This is a genomic window from Gemmatimonadota bacterium (genome assembly GCA_026702745.1).
GTDB lineage: Bacteria > JAAXHH01 > JAAXHH01 > JAAXHH01 > JAAXHH01 > JAAXHH01.
In genome coordinates this window covers 1-23517 of sequence record JAPPBT010000076.1, presented here as the reverse complement: position 1 = coordinate 23517, position 23517 = coordinate 1, and the positions used below count along the sequence as shown (strand labels likewise).

The following is a 23517-nucleotide window of genomic DNA, read 5'->3' as shown; positions in this document are numbered from 1 at the left end:
ATCTGGGCGGTAGGGACAGCTGGGAGAACATGGTCTGCGCCTGCCAGCGGTGCAACAACAAGAAGGGGGACCGGCTGCCGGAAGAGGTGAACATGGCGCTGCGGCGCAAGCCCAAGGCGCCCACCAGGATACACTTTATTCGAGACTTCATTGGCATCCACCATCATTCCTGGCGGCCCTACCTGTTTCTGAAGAACGAACAACCGGAAGAATTGCTATGGCCTACCAGGTAAGGCTCGAACATTTCGAAGGACCGCTGGACCTCCTGCTGTTCCTGATCAGGGAACACGAGGTGGATATCTACGACATTCCCATCTCGCTGGTCACGCAGCAGTACCTTCAGTATCTCGAGCTGCTCAAATTGCTCGATCTCGAAGTCGGCAGCGAGTACCTGCTCATGGCGGCGACGCTCCTGCGCATCAAGTCGAAGATGCTCCTGCCCCGCAGGCCCGAAGAGGAGGAAGAGGAAGGCGCGGACCCGCGGGAAGAACTCGTGCAGCGCCTGCTGGAATACCGGCAGTTCAAGGAAGCGGCCGGCGTGCTGAACGAGCACCAGGACCGCAACGCCGATGTGTTCTACCACCCGCCCACGGAGCACCCGGAAGAGGACCTGAACGGCGTGGAAACGCTCGACACCCGCCTGGCGGGCAACCTGAATCTCTGGGACCTGCTGCAGGCCTTCAAATTCACGCTGGACCGCGCAAAAGACGATTTCGACCGGACCGTGGAGCGGGAGACCCTGTCGATCGAGGACCGGATGGATGATATCCTGGATCACCTGAAGCAGCGGAAGAACCTGTTTTTCAGTGCGCTCTTCCAGGAAGATCTCTCCCGGCCCTTCCTGATCATCACCTTCCTGGCCCTGCTGGAACTGATCCGGCAGAACCGGGTGGTTTTCGAACAGACCGATACGCTGGGCGAGATCTGGCTGACCCTTTCCGATTCGGTAGGTACCTCGTCATGAGGGAGCACGAGCCATGCAGAAGAAACTGATCATGGACGAGGCGCAGCTGGACGAATACCGCGCGATCACGGAAGCCGTGCTCTTCGCCAGCGACGCGCCGCTCAGCCTGACCGAACTCAGCCGCATCATGGACGACGTGGGCGAGGACCTGGTCGGTGCTTGCATCGAAGCCCTGAACGAGAAGTACGCGCAGGGCGGCCACGGCTTCGAAATCCGGCATGTGGCCAATGGCTACCAGCTCAGCAGCAAGGTGGATTACGCGAAATGGATTCGCCGGCTTTACCGTGGCAGGATCCCGTCGCGGCTCACCCAGGCCGCCCTGGAATGCCTTTCGATCGTCGCGTACAAACAGCCGATCAGCCGGTCCGAGGTGGAGGCCATACGCGGGGTGAACGTCGACGGCGTGCTTCGGACGCTGCTGGACCGCAATCTCATACGCATCGCCGGCAGGGGGGAAGGCGTCGGCCGGCCGATTCTCTATGCGACGACCGGTGATTTCCTCCGGTATTTCGGGCTCAACAAGCTGTCGGACCTGCCCAAGCTGGACGAGCTGAACGAACTGTTGAAGGACCAGGATATCGAGCTGGACGAAGTAGAAGAACAGTTGGACTCGTCGCTGTTCCCGCGGCCGGGGCAGTCAGGCAGTCCGCCGGACGGAACAGATGAGAAAATAGTGTCGACCGATGAGACTGAATAGATACATGGCCCAGGCGGGCGTCGCCTCCCGGAGGCACAGCGAAGCGATGATCGTGGCCGGCCGGGTCAAGCTGAACGGCGAGACGGTGGTTTCCCTGGCCACGCAGGTCCATCCCGATTCGGATGTCGTGACGGTCGATGACCGGACGCTGGAGTTATCGGCGGACCGGAAATGTTACCTGCTCAACAAGCCGGCCGGATATCTGACCACGTTGAGCGATCCCTACGGACGGCCGACGGTTGCGTCGTTGATCCGGGACATTCCGGAACGCGTCTTTCCCGTCGGCAGGCTGGACCGGGACTCGGAGGGCCTGCTGCTCCTGACGAACGACGGCGCATTGGGTAACAGGTTGATGCATCCGCGTTTCCGTTGTGAAAAGGAGTATCACGTCCTCGTTAAGGGTGTGCCGCGGGATGACACCCTGCATAGGCTGAGAGAAGGCGTCGTGCTGGACGGCAGGACCACGGCAATGGCCGGCGTGGAATCGATCCGGCGCACGGAAAGCGGGACCTGGCTTTCGATCGTATTGCACGAGGGTCGCAAGCGCCAGATCCGGAGAATGTGCGCCATGGTGGGGCATCCCGTGATGCGGTTGATCAGGGTGCGGCTGGGCGGACTGGCCGGCGGCGGCCTTCCCGCCGGGAAATGGCGCGCCTTGACCCATGGAGAAATCGAGGAACTTGAGCCGGTGGGCAGCATGACCGGCTGAAGGACTTTTTTCGTTCGGGCGGACCGGTCCGGATGTGTCGGCGGTCCGTGTTTTTCATCCATCAAGGAGGAGTGACATGTCAGAGGACTCACCGAAGACTACCGAGGTCGAAGAGACCGAGGCGTCTTCTTCACCCGCCGAACTCGCGGAGGCGGCTAAAGAGGTATCCGCGGAACCACCCGCAACGGATTCGGAGCAAGACGCGCCGGCGGAGCCTTCCGCCGAGCCGGAGACGGCCGTGGCGACGGAGACCGCCGTGGCGACGGAGACCGCCGTAGCGACGGAAACCGCCAAGCCGACCGACGAAACGGAACCCGCTTCCCCGAAGCGCCCGTACCGGTTGCCCAAATGGGTGGACGAGCAGGACCTGAATCAACAGGAACTCGAAGAATACGAACAGATGTTCCAGATGTATGACGAGACCCTGAAGGACATCGTGGAAGGCGAGATCGTTCCCGGCCAGGTCATCGCGATCGAGAACGGCGAAGTCATCATCGACGTCGGGTTCAAGTCGGAAGGCGCCATCTCGCTGTCCGAGTTCACCGACCCCGACGAGCTCGAGATCGGCCAGGACATCGAGGTCTTCCTGGAGGATATCGAAGCCCAGGAAGGGCAGCTCGTTCTGTCCAAGCAAAAAGCCGATTTCATGAAGGTCTGGGACAAGATCAAGGACGCCCACGAGGAAGGCGCCGTGGTGGAAGGCCAGATCCTGAGGCGCATCAAGGGCGGGCTGGTGGTCGACCTGTTCGGTGTGGATGCCTTTCTGCCCGGTTCGCAGGTGGCGTTGAAGCAGACGCCGAACCTGGACCAGTTTATCGGAGAAAAGCTTCCCTTCAAGATCATCAAGCTGAACAAGAGCCGCAGGAACATCGTGGTGTCCCGTCGCGTGGTACTCGAGGTCGAGAAGGAGAAGCAGAAGCAGGCCATCATCGCCGAACTCGACCGCGGCCAGGTTCGTAAAGGCGTGGTCAAGAACATCACGGATTTCGGCGCTTTCGTGGATCTGGGCGGCATCGACGGACTGCTGCACATCACGGACATCTCCTGGGGACGCATCGGCCATCCTTCCGAACTGGTGACGATCGGCAGCGAGATTACCGTGGCCATCCTGGAATTCGACCGGGAACGCGAACGGATTTCGCTGGGCCTCAAGCAACTCGAGCCCTACCCCTGGGCGAACGTCGAGGAGAAGTATCCGGTCGGTTCGAGAATCACGGGGCGGGTCGTCAGCATCACCGACTACGGGGCCTTCGTGGAACTCGAACGGGGCGTGGAGGGGCTGATCCACATCTCCGAAATGTCCTGGACGAAGCACGTGACCCACCCGTCGAAGATGGTGACGGTCAACGAGAACGTGGACGCCATGGTCCTCAAGGTGGATCAGCAGAACGAGAAGATCTCCCTGGGCATGAAGCAGACCCAGCCGGACCCGTGGCTGTCGCTCAACGAGCGGTACAACGTGGGCGCCATGGTTCGCGGGCGCGTGCGCAACATCACCGCTTTCGGCGCTTTTGTGGAAATCGAAGAGGGCATCGACGGACTGGTCCATATCTCGGATATGTCCTGGACGCGACGGATCAAGCACCCCAGCGAAGTCGTCAGGAAGGGTGAAGAGATCGACGTCATGGTCCTCAACATCGATCCCGAAGCCCGGCGCGTATCCCTCGGCATCAAGCAGGTCTCCGAGGATCCGTGGATATCGCTTGCCGAAGTCTATCCGGTGAACACCGAGACGACGGGCGTTATCATCCGGCTTCTCGAACGGGGCGTGGTCGTCGAGCTTTCACACGAAGTGGAGGGATTCGTCCCCATTTCGCAGCTCAATCATCCGGAAATCAAGCGGCCGGGCGATGCCTTCAAGGAAGGCGAGGAGATCCCGCTGAAGGTCATCGAATTCGACGGGAAGAACCGCCGGGTCGTGCTCAGCGTGAAAGCCTACTTCCGTGACCGGGAACGGGCTGAAATCGACGACTACCTGAACAAGCACCCCGTAGCGGGTACCGTGATCGGCGATGTCGTGGCGGTTGAAGAAGAGGCCTCCAAGGCAGAGGATTCCGCCAAGGCAGAGAAAACCGCCAAGGCAGAGGAAACGGCCGAGGTCGAGGAAACTACCAAGGTCGAGGACACCACCGAGGCCGAGGACGCAGCCGTGGTCGAGGAAACTGCCGAGGCCGAGGAACCCGCCGAGGCTGAGGAACCCGCCGAGGCTGAGGAAACCGCCGAGGCCGAGGAAACCGCTGAGGCCGAGGAAACTGCCGAGGCAGTGGAAACCGCCAAGGCCGAGGACGCCGATAAAACCGGGGAAACGGACGGTTAAGTGCCGGTCCGTGACCAGTAGGACCGAGGTCTTCCGTGACTCAACCTGTCCTGGCCCCGGCGAGTGACGCTCCGACGGTAGCCTTGCACACGCTAGGCTGCCGTCTGAATCAGTACGAGACCGAGGCCATTCGCGAGCAGTTCGTCGTCCGGGGCTTTCGGGTCGTACCCTTCAGCGGACCCGCGGACGTCTACGTCGTCAATACCTGCACTGTGACCAACCAGGCCGATGCATCTGCCCGGCAGGCGCTTCGCCGGGCCGTCCGAACCGTGCGGGCCACGCGGACCAGCCAGTCCACAGGGCGCGACCCGGCGCCGGTCGTCGTCGCCACGGGCTGTTACGCCCAGACGAATCCCGGCCAGCTCCTGGAAATCGAGGGTGTGGACCTCGTCCTCGGCAACGTGGAAAAGGGCGATCTCGTCGACCACGTACTGACGATGCGCGCTGGTGATCCTCCCGCCTCGCGGGTGACCCGCAGGGCGCAGATGGCGCAATTCGACGAGCGACTCGACGTTTCCGCTTTTGAAAACCGAACGCGGGCCACGCTGAAGATCCAGGACGGCTGCGATCAGTTCTGCTCGTTCTGCATCATTCCCTGGGCCCGCGGCCGCCATCGCAGCCTACCGCCGGACGCCGTGATGCGCCAGGTGCAGACCTTGGTGGACCGAGGCTACGCCGAGATCGTGCTCACCGGCGTGCATCTCGGCGAATACGGCACCGACCTGTCCACGCCCGTCACGCTCAATGACGTCATTCGACAGATCCTGGAGCGGACCACGCTGCCCCGCCTGAGGCTGAGTTCCATCTGGCCCACGGCGGTGGACGGGGAACTGATCGACCTGTTCGGACACCACGCGCCAAGGCTGTGCCGTTACACCCACCTGGCCGTGCAACATGGCGACGACCGCCAGTTGGAGGCCATGCGCCGGACCTACACGGCCGGTCAAGCCGAGGAAGTGGTCGAACGGCTGGTCGACGCAGTGCCGGATATCTGCATCGGTGCCGACGTCATGGTCGGATTCCCGGGAGAAACCGACGCCTCCTTTCAACGCATGTACGACTGGCTGGACCGCCAGCCCTACGCGTATTTCCACGTGTTCTCCTATTCCAAGCGGGACCATACCCGCGCCGCCCGCATGCCGGACCAGGTGCAGCCTCCGACGGCACGGGAACGGAGCCAGTTGCTTCGAACGTTGAGCGATCGGAAATCAGCGGCCTATAACAGCCGATTCAGGGGCAGGATTCTATCTGTGCTGGTTGAGGAAGAATCGGATGAGGGGAAGATGACGGGGCGGACGGACCACGGGCTGAGATGCTGGTTCGAGGGACGGCCGGAGCAGGTGAATACCTTCGTGGCGGTGGAAGTAGACACAACCGATGTCCGGGGCTCGACCGGCCGGCTTTCAGGACCCGATTCCCGGAACGCCGCCGGCGCCGACACTGTACCCGAAATTCGGGACGTCGCCGGCCGGGTTCCCGTCGCCGACGCCACCCTTGAATTGGATTGACAGATGAAGCAACCGCCCGTTATATTGCGGGCTGGAAAGTCCTGCGCCAGTAGCTCAGCTGGATAGAGCGACGGCCTCCGGAGCCGTAGGTCAGAGGTTCGAATCCTCTCTGGCGTATATCCCCCGGTTCAGATCCACTCGTCCTGGACCATTCCTGCTTTCCGATTTATACCCGCTCGACCCCGGTTCAGTCCTTCTCACCGGTTCCGCCCTGCTCACCGGCCGGACCGTCTTCCTCTTCTTCCGCAACGTAGAGTTCGTTTTTCAGCAGGTACCGGACCGTGGACGCGTACCAGCGGGTTTCTCTCGAAACCGCCGCGGCGCGCTTGGTGGGGATCCCCATCCCGTTGAGCTCCTCCGCGATGCTGCGCAGGCTCCTGCCCTCGGTCCGCCAGTGCTTCACCTGCCGGATGATCTCCTGCTCCCTGGCATTGGGCACCAGTTGGTTGCCGGAAAGGTCGTAACCGTACGGGACCGCGCCGTAGACGAACCGGTTGTTCTTTTTCATCCGTATCCGGTTCCTCGTCCGCTCGGCGGGAAGGTCGTGAGCAATCCCGGCGAGCACGTTGAGCGTGCTCATGACCACCTTGCCCTCTTCCTGGTCGGTGCGGACGGACCGGCCGTCGAGGTCAAGCACGTGGCACGCTATGCCGTCGCTGGACCAGGCCGAAAGGCAGCCCGACATTTCCGCCGCGGACCTGAACAGCCGGTCGAGCCGCCAGATGACGACATGCTGGATGCCCTTCGATTCGACCATATCGACCAGGTCCCGGCCGCCCAGCCGTTCCTCGAGCGGAATGAACGCTTCGACACGGATATCGCGGATCACCAGCATGATGTCGAGGTCGTTTTCCGCGCAATAGGCGCGTAGCCGTTTCTCCTGGTCCGCTCTTCGAAAGGGATGCTTCCGGGTCTCCATCGAGCCGACCCTGATATAGCAAACCGCCTTGTTCATCCTGCGCCTCCTGGACGGTCTGGACCGTGCGTTTGACTTGTCCCTTCAGGACTAAACATATTTTGTGTCTTTTCATGATCCAAGGACTTTTTCGAGGCCGCCCGAAACAGACCGGGAATCGACGTAAAACTTTTTGCTTGCTTGGTTTAATGTGCCCCCATATATTAGAGTGGTGCTGCAGAAGTGGGCGAAGTAGTGCCCGCTTTTTTTTGTGTGTTTTTGTGTGTTTTTCGTGCTGGAACTCGAAAATACGCGATGGAAACTGACCGCGATTCGATCGTCCGGATCGTCTCTTCACTCGCCGGTCCGATCGTCGATGAAGCCGGGTTCGAACTGGTGGATCTGGAACTTGCGGGCAGGCAGGGAAGTTACGTCCTCAGGCTGTTGATCGACAAGCCGGGCGGCGTTACGATCAACGACTGCGCGCAGGTGAACCGCGAACTGTCCAGCCTGCTTGATCTTGAAGACCCCATTCCATCCCGCTATACGCTCGAAGTCTCTTCACCCGGTCTGGACCGTCCGTTCAAGACGGAGAGAGACTTCCGCAGGGCCCTGGGAAAGTGGGTCAAGGTCGTATCCGAAGACGGGAACGGCGGATCGGTCACCCGTGTGGGGCTGCTCGAAGGCATCGAGGGCGGTACGGTTGAAATCGTCTGTGGCGGGGAAAAGCATCGCATACCGGTCGCAAGCATCCGGAAAGCCCACCGGGAACTGGAACACGGTTGGGACAATGGTTAGGAGAGGGAGCCCCTGGTAATGAATTACGAGGTCATTGAGGCGCTGGCGCAGATCATACGAGAGAAAAACGTAGAGCGCGAAGTGGTCTGGGACACGGTGAAGACCGGCCTGGTCACGGCGGCCAAGAAACGTTTCGGAACGGGCGACGAAAACGTCGATGTACGTGTCGACGAAAAGCTGGGCACGATCGAGATGTCGGCCGTCTGGGACGTCGTGGACGAGGTGGAGGATCCCGAAACGCAGATCACCCTCGATGCCGCGCTGGACATCAACCCGGAGGCGGAAGTCGGCGGCCGGGTCGAACAGGAACTGTCCTTCGACGAGTTCGGGCGCAACGCGATCCAGGCGGTCAAGCAGGTCGTCGTGCAGCGCGTCCGCGAGGCGGAGCGCGAAAACGTCTACGAGTTGTACAAGGACCGGGTCAACGAAATCGTGATCGGCAGCGTGCAGCAGGTGGATCGGGGCAATATCATCGTGAAGATCGAGCGTACCGAAGCGCTGCTGCCGTGGCGCGAGCAGATACGGCGGGAAAGGTACCGCCAGGGCGAGACCATCCGCGCCTTCATCCTCGACGTGCAAAACGCCATAAAGGGGCCGCAGGTCATACTTTCGCGGAGCTGCGAGGCTTTTCTTGAACTGCTGTTCCGTATGGAGGTACCGGAGATCCACGAGGGCATCGTGGAAATCAAGGCGTCCGCGCGAGAACCGGGCGACCGGTCCAAGATCGCCGTCCTTTCACACGACGACCGGGTCGATGCCGTCGGCGCGTGCGTGGGCATGAAGGGTACGCGGGTACAGGCGGTCGTCCGCGAGCTCAACAACGAGCGGATCGACATCGTGCCGTGGAGCAACGACCCCTCCGCCTTCGTTACCCAGGCGCTGCGTCCCGCCGAAGTGGCACAGGTCCAGATCCTGGACATCGAGAAGAAGGACATGCGCGTGGTCGTCGAGGATGACCAACTCTCGCTGGCCATTGGAAAGGCGGGCCAGAACGCCCGGCTTGCCGTCAAGCTTACCGGGTGGAACATCGACCTGATCAAGCGCTCGGATCTCGAGAAGCAGCTTATTTCCGAAACCTTCGGCGCAGACGACAGCGACGGAGAAGAAACCGGGTCGCTCGCAGATATCGACGGCATATCGGAGAAGCTGCGCCAGAAGCTGGAAGACGCCGGCTACACGACGGTGGAGTCCCTGCAACAGGCCACCGCCGACGACCTCCAGGAAATCTCCGGGATCGGCGGGGTGACGGCCGACAAGATCATGACGGCGGTTCAGTGAGGGCAGAGGAAACCAAGTGATGCAGCGAATCGATCAACCCTCCGTGACCGGACTCCTGGGCCTCGGCGTACGCGCCGGCCAGGTAAGGGGCGGCGCGGAAGCCGTCAAGAAGTCCATACACGGCGGGAAATCCCGCCTGGTCATCCTGGCCGGGGATGCCTCCGAGGGGACGAAGCGATCATTCAGAAGACTGGCCGGTTCCCGGGGCGTACCCGTACTCGAATGCCATACCCGATTGGAACTGGGCGCGTGCCTGGACCGGGCGCCCATGGCGGTGCTGTCCGTTTCGGACCGGCACCTGGCGAGCGGAATGCTGAAGAAAGTGTCTCCGGAAGGAAACGAATAGACAAATGGCGTCAAAGAGAATCTATGAAGTAGCCAAGCAGTACAACATATCGAGCAACGCGCTCGTCCAGATGCTTCGTGATCTGAACCACACGGTCAAGAGTCATATGAGCGTCATGGACGAGAAGATGGTCCTCGACGTCAACATGCGGTTCGAGCAGGAAAAACTGGCAGCCCGGAAGGAACAGGACCGCAAGAAGAAGATGGCCGCGTCGGACACGACCGCAAAGCCGAAGACCGTGAAGGAGGGCCCGAGCAGGGCCCGGCCGAAGGCGGAAGCGGGAAAGCCGGCCAGGAAGGACGGAGCCCCCGCCACCCAGGCGGTAAAGGGTGATGGGGACGTACGCGGTCGCCGTCGCCGATCCAAGAAGAAGAAAAAGGCGAAGGTCGACCAGAAGGAAGTGGAAGCCAGCGTGCGCCGGACCATCGCGCAGATGGACAGCACGCGCACGCGGCGCCGTCGGCGCCGGGGCGACCGGGAGGACGACGAAGCGGGCGACGAGGCCGCGAGCGTCATACGGGTACCCGAGTTCATTTCGGCCGGCGAGCTGGCCGAGCACCTTTCCGTCTCTCCGACGGAAATCGTCTCGAAATGCCTGCAACTCGGACTCATGATCACGATCAACCAGCGGCTGGACATGGATACCCTCATGACCGTCGCGTCCGAGTTTGGTTTCGAAATCGAGGAGCAGTCCGAGTACGGCCTCGAGTATATAGAAGACGAAGAAGAAGAGGACGAAGGCGTCCTCGTGTCCCGTCCTCCGGTCGTCACCATCATGGGACATGTGGACCACGGCAAGACCTCCCTCCTCGACTACATCCGCAAGAGCAACGTGATCGCCGGCGAGGCCGGGGGCATCACGCAACATATCGGCGCCTACGAAGTCGACCTGGAAAGCGGGCAGATCACTTTCCTGGATACACCGGGTCACGAGGCCTTCTCTGCCATGCGCGCCCGGGGTACGCAGGTGACCGACATCGTCATCCTCGTAGTGGCGGCGGACGAGGAAGTCATGCCGCAGACCATCGAGGCCATCGACCACGCCAAGGCCGCCGAAGTCCCCATCATCATCGCGCTGAACAAGATGGATCTCGAAACGGCCCGACCGGACCGCATCAAGGAACAACTGAGCCAGCGCGGTCTTCTCGTCGAAGACTGGGGCGGCGACGTCATCGCCTGCGAAGTGTCGGCCCTGACCGGAGCGGGCGTGGACCACATCCTGGAAATGGTGCTGCTGCAATCGGAAATGCTGGATTTGAAAGCGAACCCCGACAGGCGGGCGCAGGGCGTGGTCGTGGAGGCGGAACTGGACCGTGGCCGCGGAACGCTAGCCACCGTCCTGATCCAGCAGGGCACGCTGCGCGTCGGCGACGCTTTCGTGGCCGGCCAGTTCAGCGGCCGGGTCAGGGCGCTGCTCAACGAAAGAGGCACGCGGATCGCGGAAGCGGGCCCGTCGGTACCCGTTCAGATCATGGGATTCTCCGGCATGCCCCAGGTCGGCGACTCCTTCGCCGTCGTGGAATCGGAACCGCTGGCGAGAGAGATCGGCAACCGGCGCCGGCTGATGCGCAGGGAGCACGAATTCCGCCAGGCAAAGCCCATCACCCTGGAAGACATATACGACCAGATCAAGGAAGGCGAGATCCAGGAACTGCCCGTCATTGTCAAGGGCGACGTGGGCGGTTCCGTGGAAGCGTTGAGCGATTCGCTGCTGCGCCTTGAGAACGACGAGGTCAAGATACGGATCATCCACACGGGCATCGGGGCCATCAACGAATCCGACGTCCTGCTCGCCACGGCGTCCAACGCCATCATCATCGGATTTCACGTACGGCCCAACGCCCAGGCGCGGGCGCTGGCCGAGCGGGAGAAAGTCGACATACGCCTGTACGATATCATATATCGCGTCATTCAGGACGTCACGGACGCCCTGGAAGGCATGCTGAAACCGGATATCGAAGAACAGGTCGTGGGCGTAGTGGAAGTGAGAGAGATATTCAGGGCGCCGCGCGTCGGAACGATCGCGGGCTGCTACGTCCAGTCCGGCAACGTGACCCGTAACGCCAACATCCGGCTCATACGCGACGGAATCGTCGTCTACGAGAGCACAGTCGGATCGCTGCGCCGGTTCAAGGAGGACGTCCGCGAGGTACAGTCCGGGTTCGAGTGCGGCCTGACCGTCGACGGGTTCCAGGACATAAAGCAGGACGATACCATCGAGGTCTACGAGACCCGGGAAGTCGCCCGGCAACTGCAGACGCGTTGATTGAATCATGATCGTAGGGCTGTGCCGAATCGACCTGTTTCTGCCCGAAAGCCGCTCGCTGAAGGCCAAGAGGCAGGTGATCAAGGGGCTGAAGGACCGGATCCGAAATCGATTCAACGTGTCGGTGGCCGAGGTTGAGCACCAGTCGCTCTGGCAGCGGGCAACCCTTGGACTCGCGATGGTTTCCGAAGAGAAGAGTTACGTCGACCGGACGCTGCAGCAGGTGCTGAATCTTGTCCAGGCGGAACCCCGGCTGCTGGTACTGGATCACGCCTTCGAGTGGTACTAGGAGCCCAGGAGCGGTAAATGGCACACCGTCGAACGGCGCGGGTGGCTGACCTGGTCAAGCAGGAAGTCAGCCAGATCATTCAGCACGAGATGAAGGATCCCCGTATCGGATTCGTGACGGTGACCTCCGTGGACGTATCGGTCGACCTGAGGCACGCGAGGGTCTATTTCAGCGTGCTCGGTACGCAGGAGGATCAGAAAGCGAGTCTGGAAGGACTCGAACGGGCGAAGGGGTACATCCGGACGCAGCTCGGCCGGAGGATCAAGCTGAGGCACATCCCGGAACTGCTCTTTCGGTACGACGAGTCGTTCGACTACGCACAGCGTATTTCAAATGTCATGAGGAGCATAGAAACCACGGACAACGAATCCGGGCGCCCGGCTGATCAGGTGCCGGCGGACCGGGTCCCGGCGGACCAGGGGGACGACGAAGGCTGATGACGGTCCTTCGCTCCGTTGAGGATGCCGCAATCCGCTACACCCGGGCCGTGATCGCCGTCGGCAACTTCGACGGGGTCCACCTGGGGCACGGCGCGATCATCGAGCGGGCGATAGACCGGTCGAAGGCCCTGCGCACCCCGTGCGTGGTCGTTACCTTCGATCCGCATCCGCAACTGGTCGTCGGCAGAAAACCATCCTTGCCGATACTGACGCCGACGGTCCGGAAACTGGAACTGCTGTCGCAATTCGAAATCGATGCCGTGCTTGTTATCCCCTTCACGGACGCGTTTGCCCGGATCGAGGCGGAATCCTTCGTTAAAGGGACTTATGTAGACACACTGGATATACAGGAGATCGTCGTAGGCTACAGCCACAATTTCGGAAGACACGGACGGGGAGATCGGTTGCTGCTGGACAGGCTGAGCGCGCGCTACGGTTTCGCGGTCCACGTCGTGCAACCGGTTCAGGTGGAAGGAAGCCCGTTAAACAGCAGCCAGATCCGAGCCGTCCTGTCCGCGGGAGAAATCCACGACGCCGAACGTCTGCTCGGTCACCCCTACGGGATCACCGGCACCGTGGTCCGCGGGGACGGGCGGGGGAGCGCGCTGCGGTTTCCCACCGCGAACCTGGAACCGCACGATCCCGACGTCCTGATCCCCAAGCGGGGGGTATATGCGGTTCGCGTCGGTCTGGACGAAAGGGTGCTCAACGGCGTGATGAACATCGGCGTCCGGCCCACGTTCGGACAGGAGATCGAACACTGCGAGGTGCACATCCTGGATTTCGAAGGGGACCTTTACAACCAGTCCATCCGGGTAGAATTCGTCGAGCGTATCCGGGACGAGAAGAGGTTCGAGACCGTCGAAGCGCTCAAAGACCAGATTTCAAAGGACGTGTATACGACGTACAACATGTTGAAAGCGTGATCGAGACGGGCGGCGCCCGTGGCGCCCCCAGGCCTCCAGGGAACCGGTCACAGTCAATTCATTCAAGGAGATCGTTTAGTGAGCATTGAGAAAGAACAGAAAGAGCAGATCCTTGCCGATCACGGTCGTCACGAGAAGGATACGGGATCGCCCGAGGCGCAGATCGCCCTCATGACCGCCCGGATCACCGAGCTGACGGAGCATTTCAAGGTCCACAAGAAAGACCACCATTCGTTGCGTGGCCTGCTCAAGATCGTTGGACGCCGGCGCCGGCTGCTTTCCTACCTGCGGAAGAATGACCTGGAACGGTACCGGAAACTGATCAAGGAACTGGGTATCCGCGGATAGATGGGCAGGACCCGATGAAGTTAGATCCACTGATGAAGTTAGATCCATTGATGATGTAAGACCCACTGGTGGCGGCATAGACCGCCATCTGTCGACGAATTTAAGGAGAAGACCAAGTATTATGGCTCATCGTGTAGAACTTGAACTGGCTGGCAGGACGCTGTCCCTCGAAACCGGTAAGGTCGCCAAGCAGGCGGATTCATCCGTATGGGTGCAGTATGGCGAGAGTGTGATTCTGGCCAATGTCGTTTCAGAAAGCAAGTACGTGGAAGGGCGCGACTACCTTCCGCTGATGGTGGATTACCGCGAGCGGATGTACGCGGCGGGACGCATTCCCGGCGCTCGGCTTCGCAGGGAAGGACCTCCTTCGGAGAAAGAGATCCTGAGCGGGCGGCAGGTCGATCACGCCATCCGTCCTCTTTTCCCCAAAGACTATTTCTATGAGACGCAGGTTTCCATCATCGTGCTGTCGACGGACATGGAAAACGACCACGACATCCTGGGCGTCATCGGCGCCGCCGCGGCCCTGCATATCTCGGACATTCCCGTCAAGGCGCCGCTTGCCGCCATCCGCATGGGACGGGTCGAAGGCGAATTCGTCGTCAACCCGACCTACAGCGACCTGGAGGACAGCGACCTGGATTTCGTGGTGACCGGCACGCCGGATCACATCATGTCGCTGGAAGGAAGCGCCCACGAGATCTCGGAAGACGACCTGACCGATGCGATCCTGCTCTGCCATGAGAACATCAAGGCGGTCATCGAGAAGATCGAGGAACTCCGCCAGATGGTCGGCGCGCCGGAGCGGCGGTCCTACGATTCGCCCAAGACGGATGCCGAACTCGCCGACAAGGTGCGTGAGATCGCCCTTCCCCTCGTGCAAGAGGGCAACCGGACCCGGGAGAAGAAGGCGCGCGGAGACTGTTTCGGCCGCGCGGCCGACCTGGCCGTCGAGCAGCTGGCGGAAGCCTATCCGGACAGCGAGAACATCATTCGCGACCTGGTGAGGGACGTGCAAAGCGCCGACATGCATGACATGATCAAGAACGAAGGCGTGCGCGTCGACGGCCGGGGCATGGACGATATCCGGCCGATCTGGTCGGAAGTCGGCGTGCTGCCGAGGACTCACGGATCGGCGCTCTTCACCCGGGGCGAAACGCAAAGCCTGACCGTGACGACCCTGGGATCCAAGATGGACGAGATGAAGCAGGACGATCTCGAAGGCGATTCGCTGAAGTCCTTCATGCTGCACTACAACTTCCCGCCGTACAGCGTCGGGGAAGTGCGCATGGCCCGGGGACCCCGGCCGCGCGACATCGGCCACGGCTCGCTGGCGGAACACGCCATCGCGCCCGTGATCCCGTCGGAGGACGCGTTCCCCTACACCATCCGCATCGTCTCCGAGATCCTGGAATCCAACAGTTCGTCGTCCATGGCCACCGTCTGCGGCGCGACCCTGTCCCTGATGGACGCGGGCGTGCCCATCAAGAGCCCCGTCGCCGGGGTGAACATCGGCCTGATCCCGGACGATCCCAAGCCCCAGTACCTGACCGACATCCAGGGCGTGGAGGACCACCTGGGCGGAATGGACTTCAAGGTGGCCGGTACGCGCGAGGGCATTACTTCCGTGCAGCTCGACGTCAAGGTCATGGCCGTCGACGAGGAGATTCTCCGCGAGTCCTTCGCCCGGGCGAAGAAGGCGCGGGTGTTCATCCTGGACAAGATGGCCGAGACCATCGCCGAGACGCGGACGCAATTGTCCGATTACGCCCCACGCATTCTGACCGTACAGGTCAAGCAGGACCAGATCGGTTCCGTGATCGGTCCGGGCGGCAAGGTGGTGCGCGGCATCCAGGAGGAGACGGGCGCCCAGATCAACATCGAGAACGACGGGACGATCACGATCGCCGCCGTGGACGCGGCCGCCGGCGAGAAGGCCAAGCAGATCATCGAGAGCATGACGGAAGAGCCCGAGATCGGCAAGGTCTACCAGGGTACCGTGAAGCGGATCGTCGATTTCGGCGCCTTTGTGGAGATCCTTCCGGGCAAGGACGGGTTGGTGCACATTTCCGAATGGGAAAACCACCGGACGAATTCCATGCAGGATGTGACCAACGAAGGCGACGAGGTGACTGTGAAGATCATCAATATCGACAATCAGGGCAAAGTCAAGCTGAGCCGGAAGCAGGTGCTCTCCGCGAACTGACCGGAGTGAACGAAGCGAACAGCCAGCATGATCCGAACATCGCCGCCGTGGGAATCGTCCCTTCCGGACGCCACGGCGGCGGTCTTACTTTGTACGGCCCTCCCTTGCCAGAATCCACCGACCGTTTCAGAAAAACCGTGCTTCCCAACGGCATCCGGGTCGTTACGGAGCACATGCCACACGTCCGTTCCGTGACGATGGGCGTCTGGGTGTGGTCCGGCACGCGGTTCGAACCCGCCGAGAAGCCCGGCATCGCCCACTTTCTCGAACACGCGGTGTTCAAGGGCACCGAGAAGCGCAACGCGTACCAGATCGCCCAGAGCATCGAAAGCCTCGGCGGCTACCTCAACGCCTTTACCGGCCGGGAACTCAACTGCTACTTCGCCCGGGTGATGGACAGCCACCTGCCCGTCGCCGTGGACGTGATCGGCGACTTGCTGCAGTCCTCGAAGTTCGACCCCCATGAAATCGAGAAGGAAAAGACGGTGGTCATCGAGGAGATACACGGCCTCGAAGACCACCCGGAAGACCTGGTCAGCGAGCTTTACGCCAACCTGATCTGGCAGCCCCATCCCCTGAGCCGGCCGATCCTGGGCAATGCGCCTTCCGTTTCGTCCTTTACGCGGAACCATCTCGTCGCGTACCTTGCAGCGCGTTACCGGAACGACTGCACGTACGTCATCGCGGCGGGCAGCGTGGACCACGAGGCCCTGGTCGATCTCGTGCGGGAACAGTATGATTTCCCCGGGGAAAGTCACCAGGCGGAATCGTATGACGACGCGGATGTCGACACGGCCGTCGACACGAGCGTCGATACGGCCGTCGACACGGGCGTCGACACGGGCGTCGACACGGCCGTCCTGCTCGATTCGGAGCGGCATAAGCAGCGGCACAGGAAGCGGCTTGAGAAGCGGGTGCTGAGCAAGGACATCGCCCAGGTACATCTCTGCCTGGGGGGCGTCGCCCTGCCCTACGGCCATCCGTCGAAATACGCCCTGTTCCTGTTGAACGCCCTGTTGGGCGGCGGGATGACCTCGCGGCTGTTTCAGAAGATCCGAGAGGAGGCCGGTCTGGCCTACTCCATCTATTCGGACCTGGATTTCTATCGGGATACGGGCCAGATCTGCATCAGTGCCGGCGTGGATCCGAAGGACGCGCAGCGTGCGGTTGACCTGGTCCGGCAGGAGTGCCGGGTGTTGTGCGAGCAACCCGTCCCGGAGGAGGAGCTCCGCGATACGCGGTCTCAGCTGACCGGCAGCCTGTACCTGTCGCTGGAGGAGTCCGGAAGCGTGATGAACCGGCTCGCAAGGGCGGAGATCTACGAAAACACCCATGCGAGCGTGGACGAGACCGTCCGGAAGCTGGAAGAAGTGACCACGGCCGATATCGCCGAACTGGCCGGTACGGTCTTCACGGCGGAAAACACGTACCTGACGGCCGTGGGTCCCCTGTCGGAAGACGATATCGCCCTGTGAGCGGCCCTGGAGCAATTCATGAGCACGCCCGTCGTCATACCCATCGCCTCGACCCGGCCCGACAGAGTGCATCCGGCGCCGCGAAGGATGACCCCCGGATCGGCGGGACTCGACCTGTACGCCTGTGTCGACGAGCCGGTGGAGATCGCGCCTAAACAGCTCGAACTGATCGGCACGGGTTACGCCATCGCGCTGCCCCCGGGATACGAAGGGCAGGTACGCCCCCGGAGCGGCCTGGCGCTCAACCACAAGATCGGGGTGCTGAACAGCCCGGGCACGATCGACTCGGACTACCGTGGAGAGATCAAGGTGATACTCTTCAATTTCGGCGATCAGCCGTACAGCGTAAGCGACCGGGAGCGAATCGCCCAGCTCGTCATCGCCACCGTACCCTTCGTCGTCTTCGAAGAGGTCGACCGCCTCGATGAAACCGGGCGCGGCGCCGGTGGATACGGCCACACGGGAAGATAACCATGCTGCTGAAAATGATCCTGACGATCCTGGCCATCCTTCTCGTGACCAACGTGTACCCCGGTATCCAGGTCGATTCGGTGACCACCGCGATCATCGCGGCCGTCGTCCTGGCCCTCATCAATACGATCGTGCGGCCTGTCGTCGTCGTCCTGACCCTGCCCATCAGCATGCTCACGCTGGGTCTCTTCCTCCTCGTCATCAACGCGGCCATGCTGTACCTGGCCGCCTGGCTCGTCAACGGGTTCGACGTGGGCGGCTACTGGGACGCCCTGATCGCGTCCTTCATCATTTCGGTCGTCGTGGCCCTGCTGAACGGGCTGATCAAGAGCAAGAGCTGACCTTCCGCCGGTTCTCCGACGTGTCCATCACGGGCTCTCGACAATGCCCTGCCGGTTCAGGAAGTCCAGCATCACCGTCGCGCACTCCTCCGGTTTCTCGAGCTGAAGAAAGTGTGTCGTTCCGGGCACGAACTCGTAGTCGACGTCTGGGGCGGCGCTGTAGTCAAAATACGGACGGTTCGGATCCAGTGCGGGATCTGATCCGATGATCCGGGTGGGACACCGCAGGGAGGCGAAGTCCACAGACACCGCGGGTTGCGAGGCTTCATACCAGATCTGCGCTTCGTACTCGCGCGGGCATCGGAGCTCGTAACCCTGTCCCGTCCCGGACTCCCTGAGGGTCGTCCTGGCAACGAGATCGAAGACGCCCGGCACAGCATGCTGGAAGTAATGCAGGTTGGTATGTAATTCGGCGAGTTCTTCCCGGGCCCGGAACCACGGCTCCCTCACGCTGAGCATGTTTCCCGTTCGCACCGCCCGCTGCTCGAACTCCCTGTATCTCGGGCCCGTGTTGCACAGAGGCGGCGTGAACAGCACCATCGCGGAGTAGTGGCTGCCTCTCGATGGCAGGTGCATGGCGGCCAGGGCAGAAATGGAGTGGAAGACGCCCACCGTTGGTTTCACGCCGTAGAGCCTTTCGATCACTTCGAAGATGCTGTCGTGGTCGCGGGAAAAAGCATCGAAACGGTGGTTCTCCAGGGCTCCGACTTCGTTCCATCCGTGGTTCCTGAGATCATAGACCACCAGGTCGAAACCGGCGGCCAGCAGCGACCAGAACGGGTAGTAAAGGTCGATGGCGAGGCCATTTCCGTGACTCAGGACAAGCCGGGGGCCCGCCGGGTTCCCGTGGCGTCTCAGGACGATGACGGTGTCGTCGTCCACCTTGACGCTGTCAGTGGACAGCGGCTCGGGTATCTCCCAGATTGCTGGAGGTACTGTCAAAACAGCTTCCTTTCTGGCTGGCGCGACCGCCGACTGATGTGTTCATGGATTCGGTCTGGCGAATTCGAGCCGATAACCGTGGATCTCGGTACGGACCTCCCGGTCCCATTCCCCTACGTGACAATATATCCCCATTCCGGCAGGGTTACAATATGACACCGACAGGAACGCTGCCTAAACCTTGACAGCATATTCATTGGCTTTTATCAATAGGCTTCCAAGCTGGCCTGGTCCGATGAGCAGGTCGCCGCACACGCGGCTCGAGTCAGCGGTGCGAGCTAGACACAATCAAAGGACGTAGAGAGAAACAGCATGATCCAGATCAAAGAAATCGACCTTCGCGTCCAGAACATGCGCACGCGCATGCCCTTCAAATTCGGCATATCGACCATGACGGCGGTGCCGCACTTGGTACTCGGCATGGTTCTCGAGGCAGACGGCCGGACGGGCTGGGGATGCTCGGCGGACCACCTGCCTCCGAAATGGTTCACGAAGAATCCCGATACGTCCCTTGAAGATGAAGTAGGGGACATGATCGCCGTCATCCGGAATGCCAGCGACGCCGCGCTGACCATAGGTCCCGCGGCCGATCCGTTTTCCCTCTGGCAGGAACTGTACGAGGCGCAGAAGTCCTGGGGCACCGAGCGCGGCTTTGCGCCCCTCCTGTGGGGCCTGGGTACCAGCCTGGTGGAACGGGCCATGATCGAGGCTTTCTGCCGCTTGCAGGGCACGAATTTCGGCGAGGCGATACGCGCAAACACCTTCGGCCTCCGATTGGAGGCATTCAACCCGAATCTCAAGGGCCTGGCACCGGCCGATGTGTTGCCCGACACCCCGAGCTCTGTCACGAATGTGCGCCATACCGTTGGGCTGGGAGACTCCCTGACCCGACCGGACATACCAGCTGACGAACTGTGCAATGACGGATTGCCCCAGTCGCTGGACGAGGTCATCGATACCTACGGCATATCGTACTTTAAGATCAAGTTGTTCGGTGACGAAGCACGGGATTTCGACCGTCTGAAGCAGACGGCCGGGATCATCGACGGGCGCCTGGACCGCTACGCCTTTACCCTGGACGGCAATGAGAATTACGGCGACATGGAATCGTTCCGGTCGTTCTGGGAAGCATTGCGGGCGGACCGCGACCTGACCGGGTTTCTGGGGCGACTGATCTGCATCGAACAGCCCCTGCACCGCAAAATCGCGCTGGACGAAGCAGTCAGGGGACACTTCCAGACCTGGCCGGACCGTCCCCCGTTCATCATCGACGAATCCGACGGTGATATCGGCGATGTGGAAAGGGCCGTGGAGATCGGTTATGCTGGAACGAGTTACAAGAACTGCAAGGGAGTATTCAAGGGCCTGTCCAATGCGGCCTATCTGAAGTACCTTGCGAACCGGCATCCTGAACGTAAGTACGTGTTGACGAGCGAAGACCTCTCCAACATCGCACCGATCGGCCTTATGCAGGATCTCGCGGTGCTGGCCACATTAGGGGTTGACCACAGCGAGCGAAACAGCCACCATTATTTCAAAGGGATAACGGTCTGGCCCGACGATATACAGGAGCAGGTAATGAAATATCATCCGGATCTGTTCAGTTTACATGCGGATGGATTTCCATGCATGCGTATACAGCAAGGCCGGATCAACATGGAAAGTGTCACGACAAGTCCTTTCGGGGTCGGATTCGAATTCGAAGACCAGCTCAGTGCACAACTTACCCCGCTGGATGACTGGAGTTATGCATCCCTGGATGTTGACTAGTTATTTGGCTGTGTTTGGGTATGTTCAACTACGGTCAGAGCACGGCAATGCGTCATGTGCCTTAGTCGAGCGTCTTTGAATCCGGATAAGTGCCCGGGCGGCTGTACAATTCGTAATGGATTTGTACAATTCCGTATGGTCGCTGTACAATGAAGTTTATTCTTGTACAATCCTCAACAATAGGCCGTACAGATAATATATCTTTTGTACGAAGGCAGAAATCAGTCATGAAACGTCAAAATGAGCCCGAGTGCAGAGACCAGAACCGGATTTCGATCGATTTCGGCAAGATCGAAGTACTGGAAAAGGCACGTTTAGGGCCGAAAATCGGGATTTTGAGGGTAGTTTCGAGCCACCCCCTGACCCTCCGGGAACCGGATTAGAGACGAAATAGATTTACATAATATCTATTATGCGAAGTAGCTCCCGGTTTCGGGCGTCGACGCCCCCGATCTCCTCCTTTCAGCGCCCGGCAATTGGTGATGATGATACGGAACTGACTGGCATTCAAGCACTTTCGATCTAGGGAACCAGGTATCAGCTTTTGTCGATCAACCAGGGCAGCGGCCCCCGAGAGGCGGGGACCTGTGCTGCACCTGGTCCTACTATACAAATATGAACGTCCCATATAGTCAAGGGAAAAATCGAAAGGGCATATGTATGACTGCACCTGGCAATGCAGCTAAATTACTGGCAATCGGACTTTTAACGGCCGTCCTGGCGTTCAGTTCCGGTCCGGCCATAGGGCAGGTCAGCAACGGGGAGATCCCGAGCCAGGGACACAGCACTCCCGCCCCCACATACTTCCAGTCAATCAGGGACTCCGTTGAAGTAATCGGTCCGCCTATCCTGCGCGGCGGCGTATGGGGCGAAGGACGTCCACGCCACATAACTCTGATCGTTACCGTCACACCGGAAGTATCCCGCGATCGGGCAATGTTCGCCGGTATGATGGCCGTCTTGAAAGCCAAGCCCGTTATAGTCGCCCACAGGTTCTCGTTGAATAACAACATCAGCGTGGTGGTGAGAAGGGACGGGACGGACGACGGCATCGGAATGGACGGTTTCGACGGGTTCGTGAACGGTATCTGGAACACTGGCAATGAAATGGTCACCTGGCTTGAAGGGGATCCCGACAGCGACCGCGAGGCGATGCTGAGGGCCGAGATCATGGTCTACGCCATCCATCCCTGCATCAGGGACCACTATGCCGAGTTCGCCAAGGACGCCGATTTGGTAGGGACGTCCGAAGATGAGGCCGTATGGTACTGGCTGTTCATGCTTCGGGAAGACATCGAGCTGCAGATGGAAACCCACTACCTGCCGGTAGCCCGTAAATTACCGCAGCGGAGGCGCATGCTGCTGTACCAGACCGTTCTGCGACAGTGCCAGAAGGGGGAGGACTAGGTTGGTGATTCCCAACCACCCGGGCAACCTGCACCTGTTCTGCAGGAACTGCAACTCGATCAAGGCAACCGCGGCATGGAATACCTGGTGGGCAGGCTGGGGCGTGGGTGACACTTACTCCCCTTGTGGTTCTTCGGAATAGTTTAACATCTTGCCCTCTATTACGGCCGCCAATACACGTGACAAATTAGGATCGGCTTCCAGATAGTAACCTATCTGAACCAATTCATTTGCCAACCTAACCATCTTCCTTCTCTGTACGATTTTCCAATCCATCGGGAGAGTAACGGTTGCCATTTGTTGTGCTTGGTCTCTTTCCTTCAATACCTGCGGTCCGATTATTTTCACCTCAAAACTGTGGCCCTCTCTAAATTCCTTCTCCGCGTAAGCCGTGCCAGTGTTTTTCATTCCGTTGACTTTTCTCTCGAAGTCTTTCTCGGAAATTATCGTCAAATCCAATTCCCCGCTCTCACTATAAATCCCTTCCATCACTATTCTCCTTTCACCCACACTCTCGAATCAGCTAGCAAAATCTCCTGCCGGTCAATCCATCTGATCGAGCCAGTCCATGACCAGGACGAAGATCGCCAGGACGATGACGGTAAACAGGAATTCGATTATTGCTCGGCCCTCCCCGGCGATCAGAATTGCCAAGCCATGGCCGCGGACAGGTAAAACCAGTCATTGCGCCCGATAACCAGGCCGCCGCGGGCAGCCAGGCCGCCATGGAGCTTCAAGCCGGCGTGAACGGCCCCGGCCGGATCTATGCTGGTTCCCGCAGCGCCCAGGTTCCCCAGCTTGAGCCTCCTCCACAGGCCGCCGGCGGTAAGGTCTATCCGCGCCCGGCCGTGCTCGAGCCTGACCCCGGCCTGAAGGGCACGTCCTGGGCGTCGATCTTACCCGCGGCGAAAAAGAGTGTGGCGAGGACAAAGACCGCCGCGGATCCACGGCGCGTGGTTTTCATGGTTCTCCCTTCCTTTCGTTGTGTGTACCAGGGTGACCGCCGTCAAGATCCGCCCGCGGTCAGCTCGAGCACGGCGGCGGAGCTTCCACCTTGTCAAGGCCGCTTAACCAGGCTTGAAACGCGTCATTCTGTGGAAAGCAAAGCCCCGGCGCGTTGCCGG

At 60.6% G+C, this 23517-nt stretch carries 25 protein-coding genes and 1 tRNA gene; 22 read left to right on the top strand and 4 right to left on the bottom strand.

Annotated features, from left to right (window positions below; genetic code table 11):
* From OXH56_13005 to OXH56_12975, 7 genes are all read left to right on the top strand, one after another.
* The coding region (locus tag OXH56_13005; protein MCY3556226.1) for an HNH endonuclease at positions 1-233 on the top strand (233 nt) is incomplete at its 5' end.
* Complete coding sequence (locus OXH56_13000) at positions 218-964, top strand: segregation/condensation protein A (GenBank protein ID MCY3556225.1); 747 nt, start codon at positions 218-220, stop codon at positions 962-964. The genes OXH56_13005 and OXH56_13000, both read left to right, overlap by 16 nt.
* Positions 965-977: 13 nt before the next feature.
* The gene (gene scpB / locus OXH56_12995) at positions 978-1661 is read left to right on the top strand and encodes an SMC-Scp complex subunit ScpB (GenBank protein MCY3556224.1); all 684 of its coding nucleotides are present in this window, start codon (positions 978-980) and stop codon (positions 1659-1661) included.
* Positions 1648-2370: a pseudouridine synthase gene (locus OXH56_12990; GenBank protein MCY3556223.1), complete on the top strand. Its 723-nt coding sequence runs from the start codon at positions 1648-1650 to the stop codon at positions 2368-2370. The genes scpB and OXH56_12990 overlap by 14 nt, the downstream gene beginning before the upstream one ends.
* Before the next feature lie 76 nt (positions 2371-2446).
* A complete protein-coding gene (gene rpsA / locus OXH56_12985; protein ID MCY3556222.1) occupies positions 2447-4687 on the top strand; it encodes a 30S ribosomal protein S1 in 2241 nt (746 codons plus the stop codon).
* A gap of 35 nt (positions 4688-4722) precedes the next feature.
* Positions 4723-6195, top strand: coding sequence for a tRNA (N(6)-L-threonylcarbamoyladenosine(37)-C(2))-methylthiotransferase MtaB (gene mtaB, locus OXH56_12980; GenBank protein ID MCY3556221.1), 1473 nt, complete (start codon positions 4723-4725; stop codon positions 6193-6195).
* A 43-nt stretch (positions 6196-6238) separates the two neighbouring features.
* A tRNA-Arg gene (locus OXH56_12975) sits at positions 6239-6312 on the top strand.
* 70 nt (positions 6313-6382) lie between these two features.
* Here the strand turns inward: OXH56_12975 and OXH56_12970 are convergent.
* Positions 6383-7150, bottom strand: a complete 768-nt coding sequence (locus tag OXH56_12970; GenBank protein ID MCY3556220.1) for a recombinase family protein — start codon at positions 7148-7150, stop codon at positions 6383-6385.
* A 255-nt stretch (positions 7151-7405) separates the two neighbouring features.
* Between OXH56_12970 and OXH56_12965 the strand changes: the two genes are divergently transcribed.
* The 12 genes from OXH56_12965 to OXH56_12910 all read left to right on the top strand — a co-directional run bounded on the left by OXH56_12965 (position 7406) and on the right by OXH56_12910 (position 18274).
* Positions 7406-7888 carry a ribosome maturation factor RimP gene (locus OXH56_12965; GenBank protein ID MCY3556219.1) on the top strand — a complete coding sequence of 161 codons (483 nt, stop codon included), beginning with the start codon at positions 7406-7408 and terminating at the stop codon, positions 7886-7888.
* Positions 7889-7906: 18 nt separating this feature from the next.
* Positions 7907-9166: a transcription termination factor NusA gene (gene nusA / locus OXH56_12960; protein ID MCY3556218.1), complete on the top strand. Its 1260-nt coding sequence runs from the start codon at positions 7907-7909 to the stop codon at positions 9164-9166.
* 19 nt (positions 9167-9185) lie between these two features.
* Complete coding sequence (locus OXH56_12955) at positions 9186-9512, top strand: ribosomal L7Ae/L30e/S12e/Gadd45 family protein (GenBank protein ID MCY3556217.1); 327 nt, start codon at positions 9186-9188, stop codon at positions 9510-9512.
* 4 nt (positions 9513-9516) lie between these two features.
* Positions 9517-11778, top strand: coding sequence for a translation initiation factor IF-2 (gene infB / locus OXH56_12950; protein MCY3556216.1), 2262 nt, complete (start codon positions 9517-9519; stop codon positions 11776-11778).
* A gap of 7 nt (positions 11779-11785) precedes the next feature.
* Positions 11786-12067 carry a DUF503 domain-containing protein gene (locus OXH56_12945; protein ID MCY3556215.1) on the top strand — a complete coding sequence of 94 codons (282 nt, stop codon included), beginning with the start codon at positions 11786-11788 and terminating at the stop codon, positions 12065-12067.
* A gap of 17 nt (positions 12068-12084) precedes the next feature.
* Positions 12085-12504: a 30S ribosome-binding factor RbfA gene (gene rbfA, locus OXH56_12940; protein ID MCY3556214.1), complete on the top strand. Its 420-nt coding sequence runs from the start codon at positions 12085-12087 to the stop codon at positions 12502-12504.
* Positions 12504-13433, top strand: coding sequence for a bifunctional riboflavin kinase/FAD synthetase (locus OXH56_12935; protein MCY3556213.1), 930 nt, complete (start codon positions 12504-12506; stop codon positions 13431-13433). The genes rbfA and OXH56_12935 overlap by 1 nt, the downstream gene beginning before the upstream one ends.
* A 78-nt stretch (positions 13434-13511) precedes the next feature.
* Positions 13512-13781, top strand: a complete 270-nt coding sequence (gene rpsO, locus OXH56_12930; protein MCY3556212.1) for a 30S ribosomal protein S15 — start codon at positions 13512-13514, stop codon at positions 13779-13781.
* A 121-nt stretch (positions 13782-13902) separates the two neighbouring features.
* Positions 13903-15987 (top strand): polyribonucleotide nucleotidyltransferase, encoded by a 2085-nt coding sequence (gene pnp / locus OXH56_12925; GenBank protein MCY3556211.1) that lies wholly within the window; start codon positions 13903-13905, stop codon positions 15985-15987.
* Positions 15988-16091: 104 nt separating this feature from the next.
* Positions 16092-17462, top strand: coding sequence for a pitrilysin family protein (locus OXH56_12920; protein ID MCY3556210.1), 1371 nt, complete (start codon positions 16092-16094; stop codon positions 17460-17462).
* A gap of 18 nt (positions 17463-17480) precedes the next feature.
* Positions 17481-17933: a dUTP diphosphatase gene (gene dut / locus OXH56_12915; protein ID MCY3556209.1), complete on the top strand. Its 453-nt coding sequence runs from the start codon at positions 17481-17483 to the stop codon at positions 17931-17933.
* Between the two features lie 2 nt (positions 17934-17935).
* Positions 17936-18274: a phage holin family protein gene (locus OXH56_12910; protein MCY3556208.1), complete on the top strand. Its 339-nt coding sequence runs from the start codon at positions 17936-17938 to the stop codon at positions 18272-18274.
* A 27-nt stretch (positions 18275-18301) separates the two neighbouring features.
* On the opposite strand, the gene OXH56_12905 is transcribed toward OXH56_12910, so the two are convergent.
* The gene (locus OXH56_12905; GenBank protein MCY3556207.1) at positions 18302-19216 is read right to left on the bottom strand and encodes an alpha/beta hydrolase; all 915 of its coding nucleotides are present in this window, start codon (positions 19214-19216) and stop codon (positions 18302-18304) included.
* Positions 19217-19528: 312 nt separating this feature from the next.
* On the opposite strand from OXH56_12905, the gene OXH56_12900 reads away from it, so the two are divergent.
* The 3 genes from OXH56_12900 (at position 19529) to OXH56_12890 (ending at position 22393) form a co-directional block, all read left to right on the top strand.
* The gene (locus OXH56_12900; protein ID MCY3556206.1) at positions 19529-20986 is read left to right on the top strand and encodes a hypothetical protein; all 1458 of its coding nucleotides are present in this window, start codon (positions 19529-19531) and stop codon (positions 20984-20986) included.
* A gap of 227 nt (positions 20987-21213) precedes the next feature.
* A complete protein-coding gene (locus OXH56_12895) occupies positions 21214-21369 on the top strand; it encodes a hypothetical protein (protein MCY3556205.1) in 156 nt (51 codons plus the stop codon).
* Between the two features lie 577 nt (positions 21370-21946).
* Positions 21947-22393 (top strand): hypothetical protein, encoded by a 447-nt coding sequence (locus OXH56_12890; protein MCY3556204.1) that lies wholly within the window; start codon positions 21947-21949, stop codon positions 22391-22393.
* A 114-nt stretch (positions 22394-22507) separates the two neighbouring features.
* Here OXH56_12890 and OXH56_12885 read toward each other — a convergent pair whose 3' ends face one another.
* Both OXH56_12885 and OXH56_12880 read right to left on the bottom strand, forming a co-directional pair.
* Positions 22508-22882 carry a hypothetical protein gene (locus tag OXH56_12885; GenBank protein MCY3556203.1) on the bottom strand — a complete coding sequence of 125 codons (375 nt, stop codon included), beginning with the start codon at positions 22880-22882 and terminating at the stop codon, positions 22508-22510.
* Positions 22883-23225: 343 nt separating this feature from the next.
* Positions 23226-23357: a hypothetical protein gene (locus tag OXH56_12880; GenBank protein ID MCY3556202.1), complete on the bottom strand. Its 132-nt coding sequence runs from the start codon at positions 23355-23357 to the stop codon at positions 23226-23228.
* Positions 23358-23517 lie beyond the last annotated feature (160 nt).

Bases quoted from the DNA above. Each gene is read 5' to 3' on its own strand.
- OXH56_13000 (MCY3556225.1), top strand. From the start codon at position 218: ATGGCCTACCAGGTAAGGCTCGAACATTTCGAAGGACCGCTGGACCTC.
- scpB (MCY3556224.1), top strand. From the start codon at position 978: ATGCAGAAGAAACTGATCATGGACGAGGCGCAGCTGGACGAATACCGC.
- OXH56_12990 (MCY3556223.1), top strand. From the start codon at position 1,648: ATGAGACTGAATAGATACATGGCCCAGGCGGGCGTCGCCTCCCGGAGG.
- rpsA (MCY3556222.1), top strand. From the start codon at position 2,447: ATGTCAGAGGACTCACCGAAGACTACCGAGGTCGAAGAGACCGAGGCG.
- OXH56_12970 (MCY3556220.1), bottom strand. From the start codon at position 7,150: ATGAACAAGGCGGTTTGCTATATCAGGGTCGGCTCGATGGAGACCCGG.
- OXH56_12965 (MCY3556219.1), top strand. From the start codon at position 7,406: ATGGAAACTGACCGCGATTCGATCGTCCGGATCGTCTCTTCACTCGCC.
- nusA (MCY3556218.1), top strand. From the start codon at position 7,907: ATGAATTACGAGGTCATTGAGGCGCTGGCGCAGATCATACGAGAGAAA.
- OXH56_12955 (MCY3556217.1), top strand. From the start codon at position 9,186: ATGCAGCGAATCGATCAACCCTCCGTGACCGGACTCCTGGGCCTCGGC.
- infB (MCY3556216.1), top strand. From the start codon at position 9,517: ATGGCGTCAAAGAGAATCTATGAAGTAGCCAAGCAGTACAACATATCG.
- OXH56_12945 (MCY3556215.1), top strand. From the start codon at position 11,786: ATGATCGTAGGGCTGTGCCGAATCGACCTGTTTCTGCCCGAAAGCCGC.
- rbfA (MCY3556214.1), top strand. From the start codon at position 12,085: ATGGCACACCGTCGAACGGCGCGGGTGGCTGACCTGGTCAAGCAGGAA.
- OXH56_12935 (MCY3556213.1), top strand. From the start codon at position 12,504: ATGACGGTCCTTCGCTCCGTTGAGGATGCCGCAATCCGCTACACCCGG.
- pnp (MCY3556211.1), top strand. From the start codon at position 13,903: ATGGCTCATCGTGTAGAACTTGAACTGGCTGGCAGGACGCTGTCCCTC.
- dut (MCY3556209.1), top strand. From the start codon at position 17,481: ATGAGCACGCCCGTCGTCATACCCATCGCCTCGACCCGGCCCGACAGA.
- OXH56_12910 (MCY3556208.1), top strand. From the start codon at position 17,936: ATGCTGCTGAAAATGATCCTGACGATCCTGGCCATCCTTCTCGTGACC.
- OXH56_12900 (MCY3556206.1), top strand. From the start codon at position 19,529: ATGATCCAGATCAAAGAAATCGACCTTCGCGTCCAGAACATGCGCACG.
- OXH56_12895 (MCY3556205.1), top strand. From the start codon at position 21,214: ATGAAACGTCAAAATGAGCCCGAGTGCAGAGACCAGAACCGGATTTCG.
- OXH56_12885 (MCY3556203.1), bottom strand. From the start codon at position 22,882: ATGGAAGGGATTTATAGTGAGAGCGGGGAATTGGATTTGACGATAATT.
- OXH56_12880 (MCY3556202.1), bottom strand. From the start codon at position 23,357: ATGAAAACCACGCGCCGTGGATCCGCGGCGGTCTTTGTCCTCGCCACA.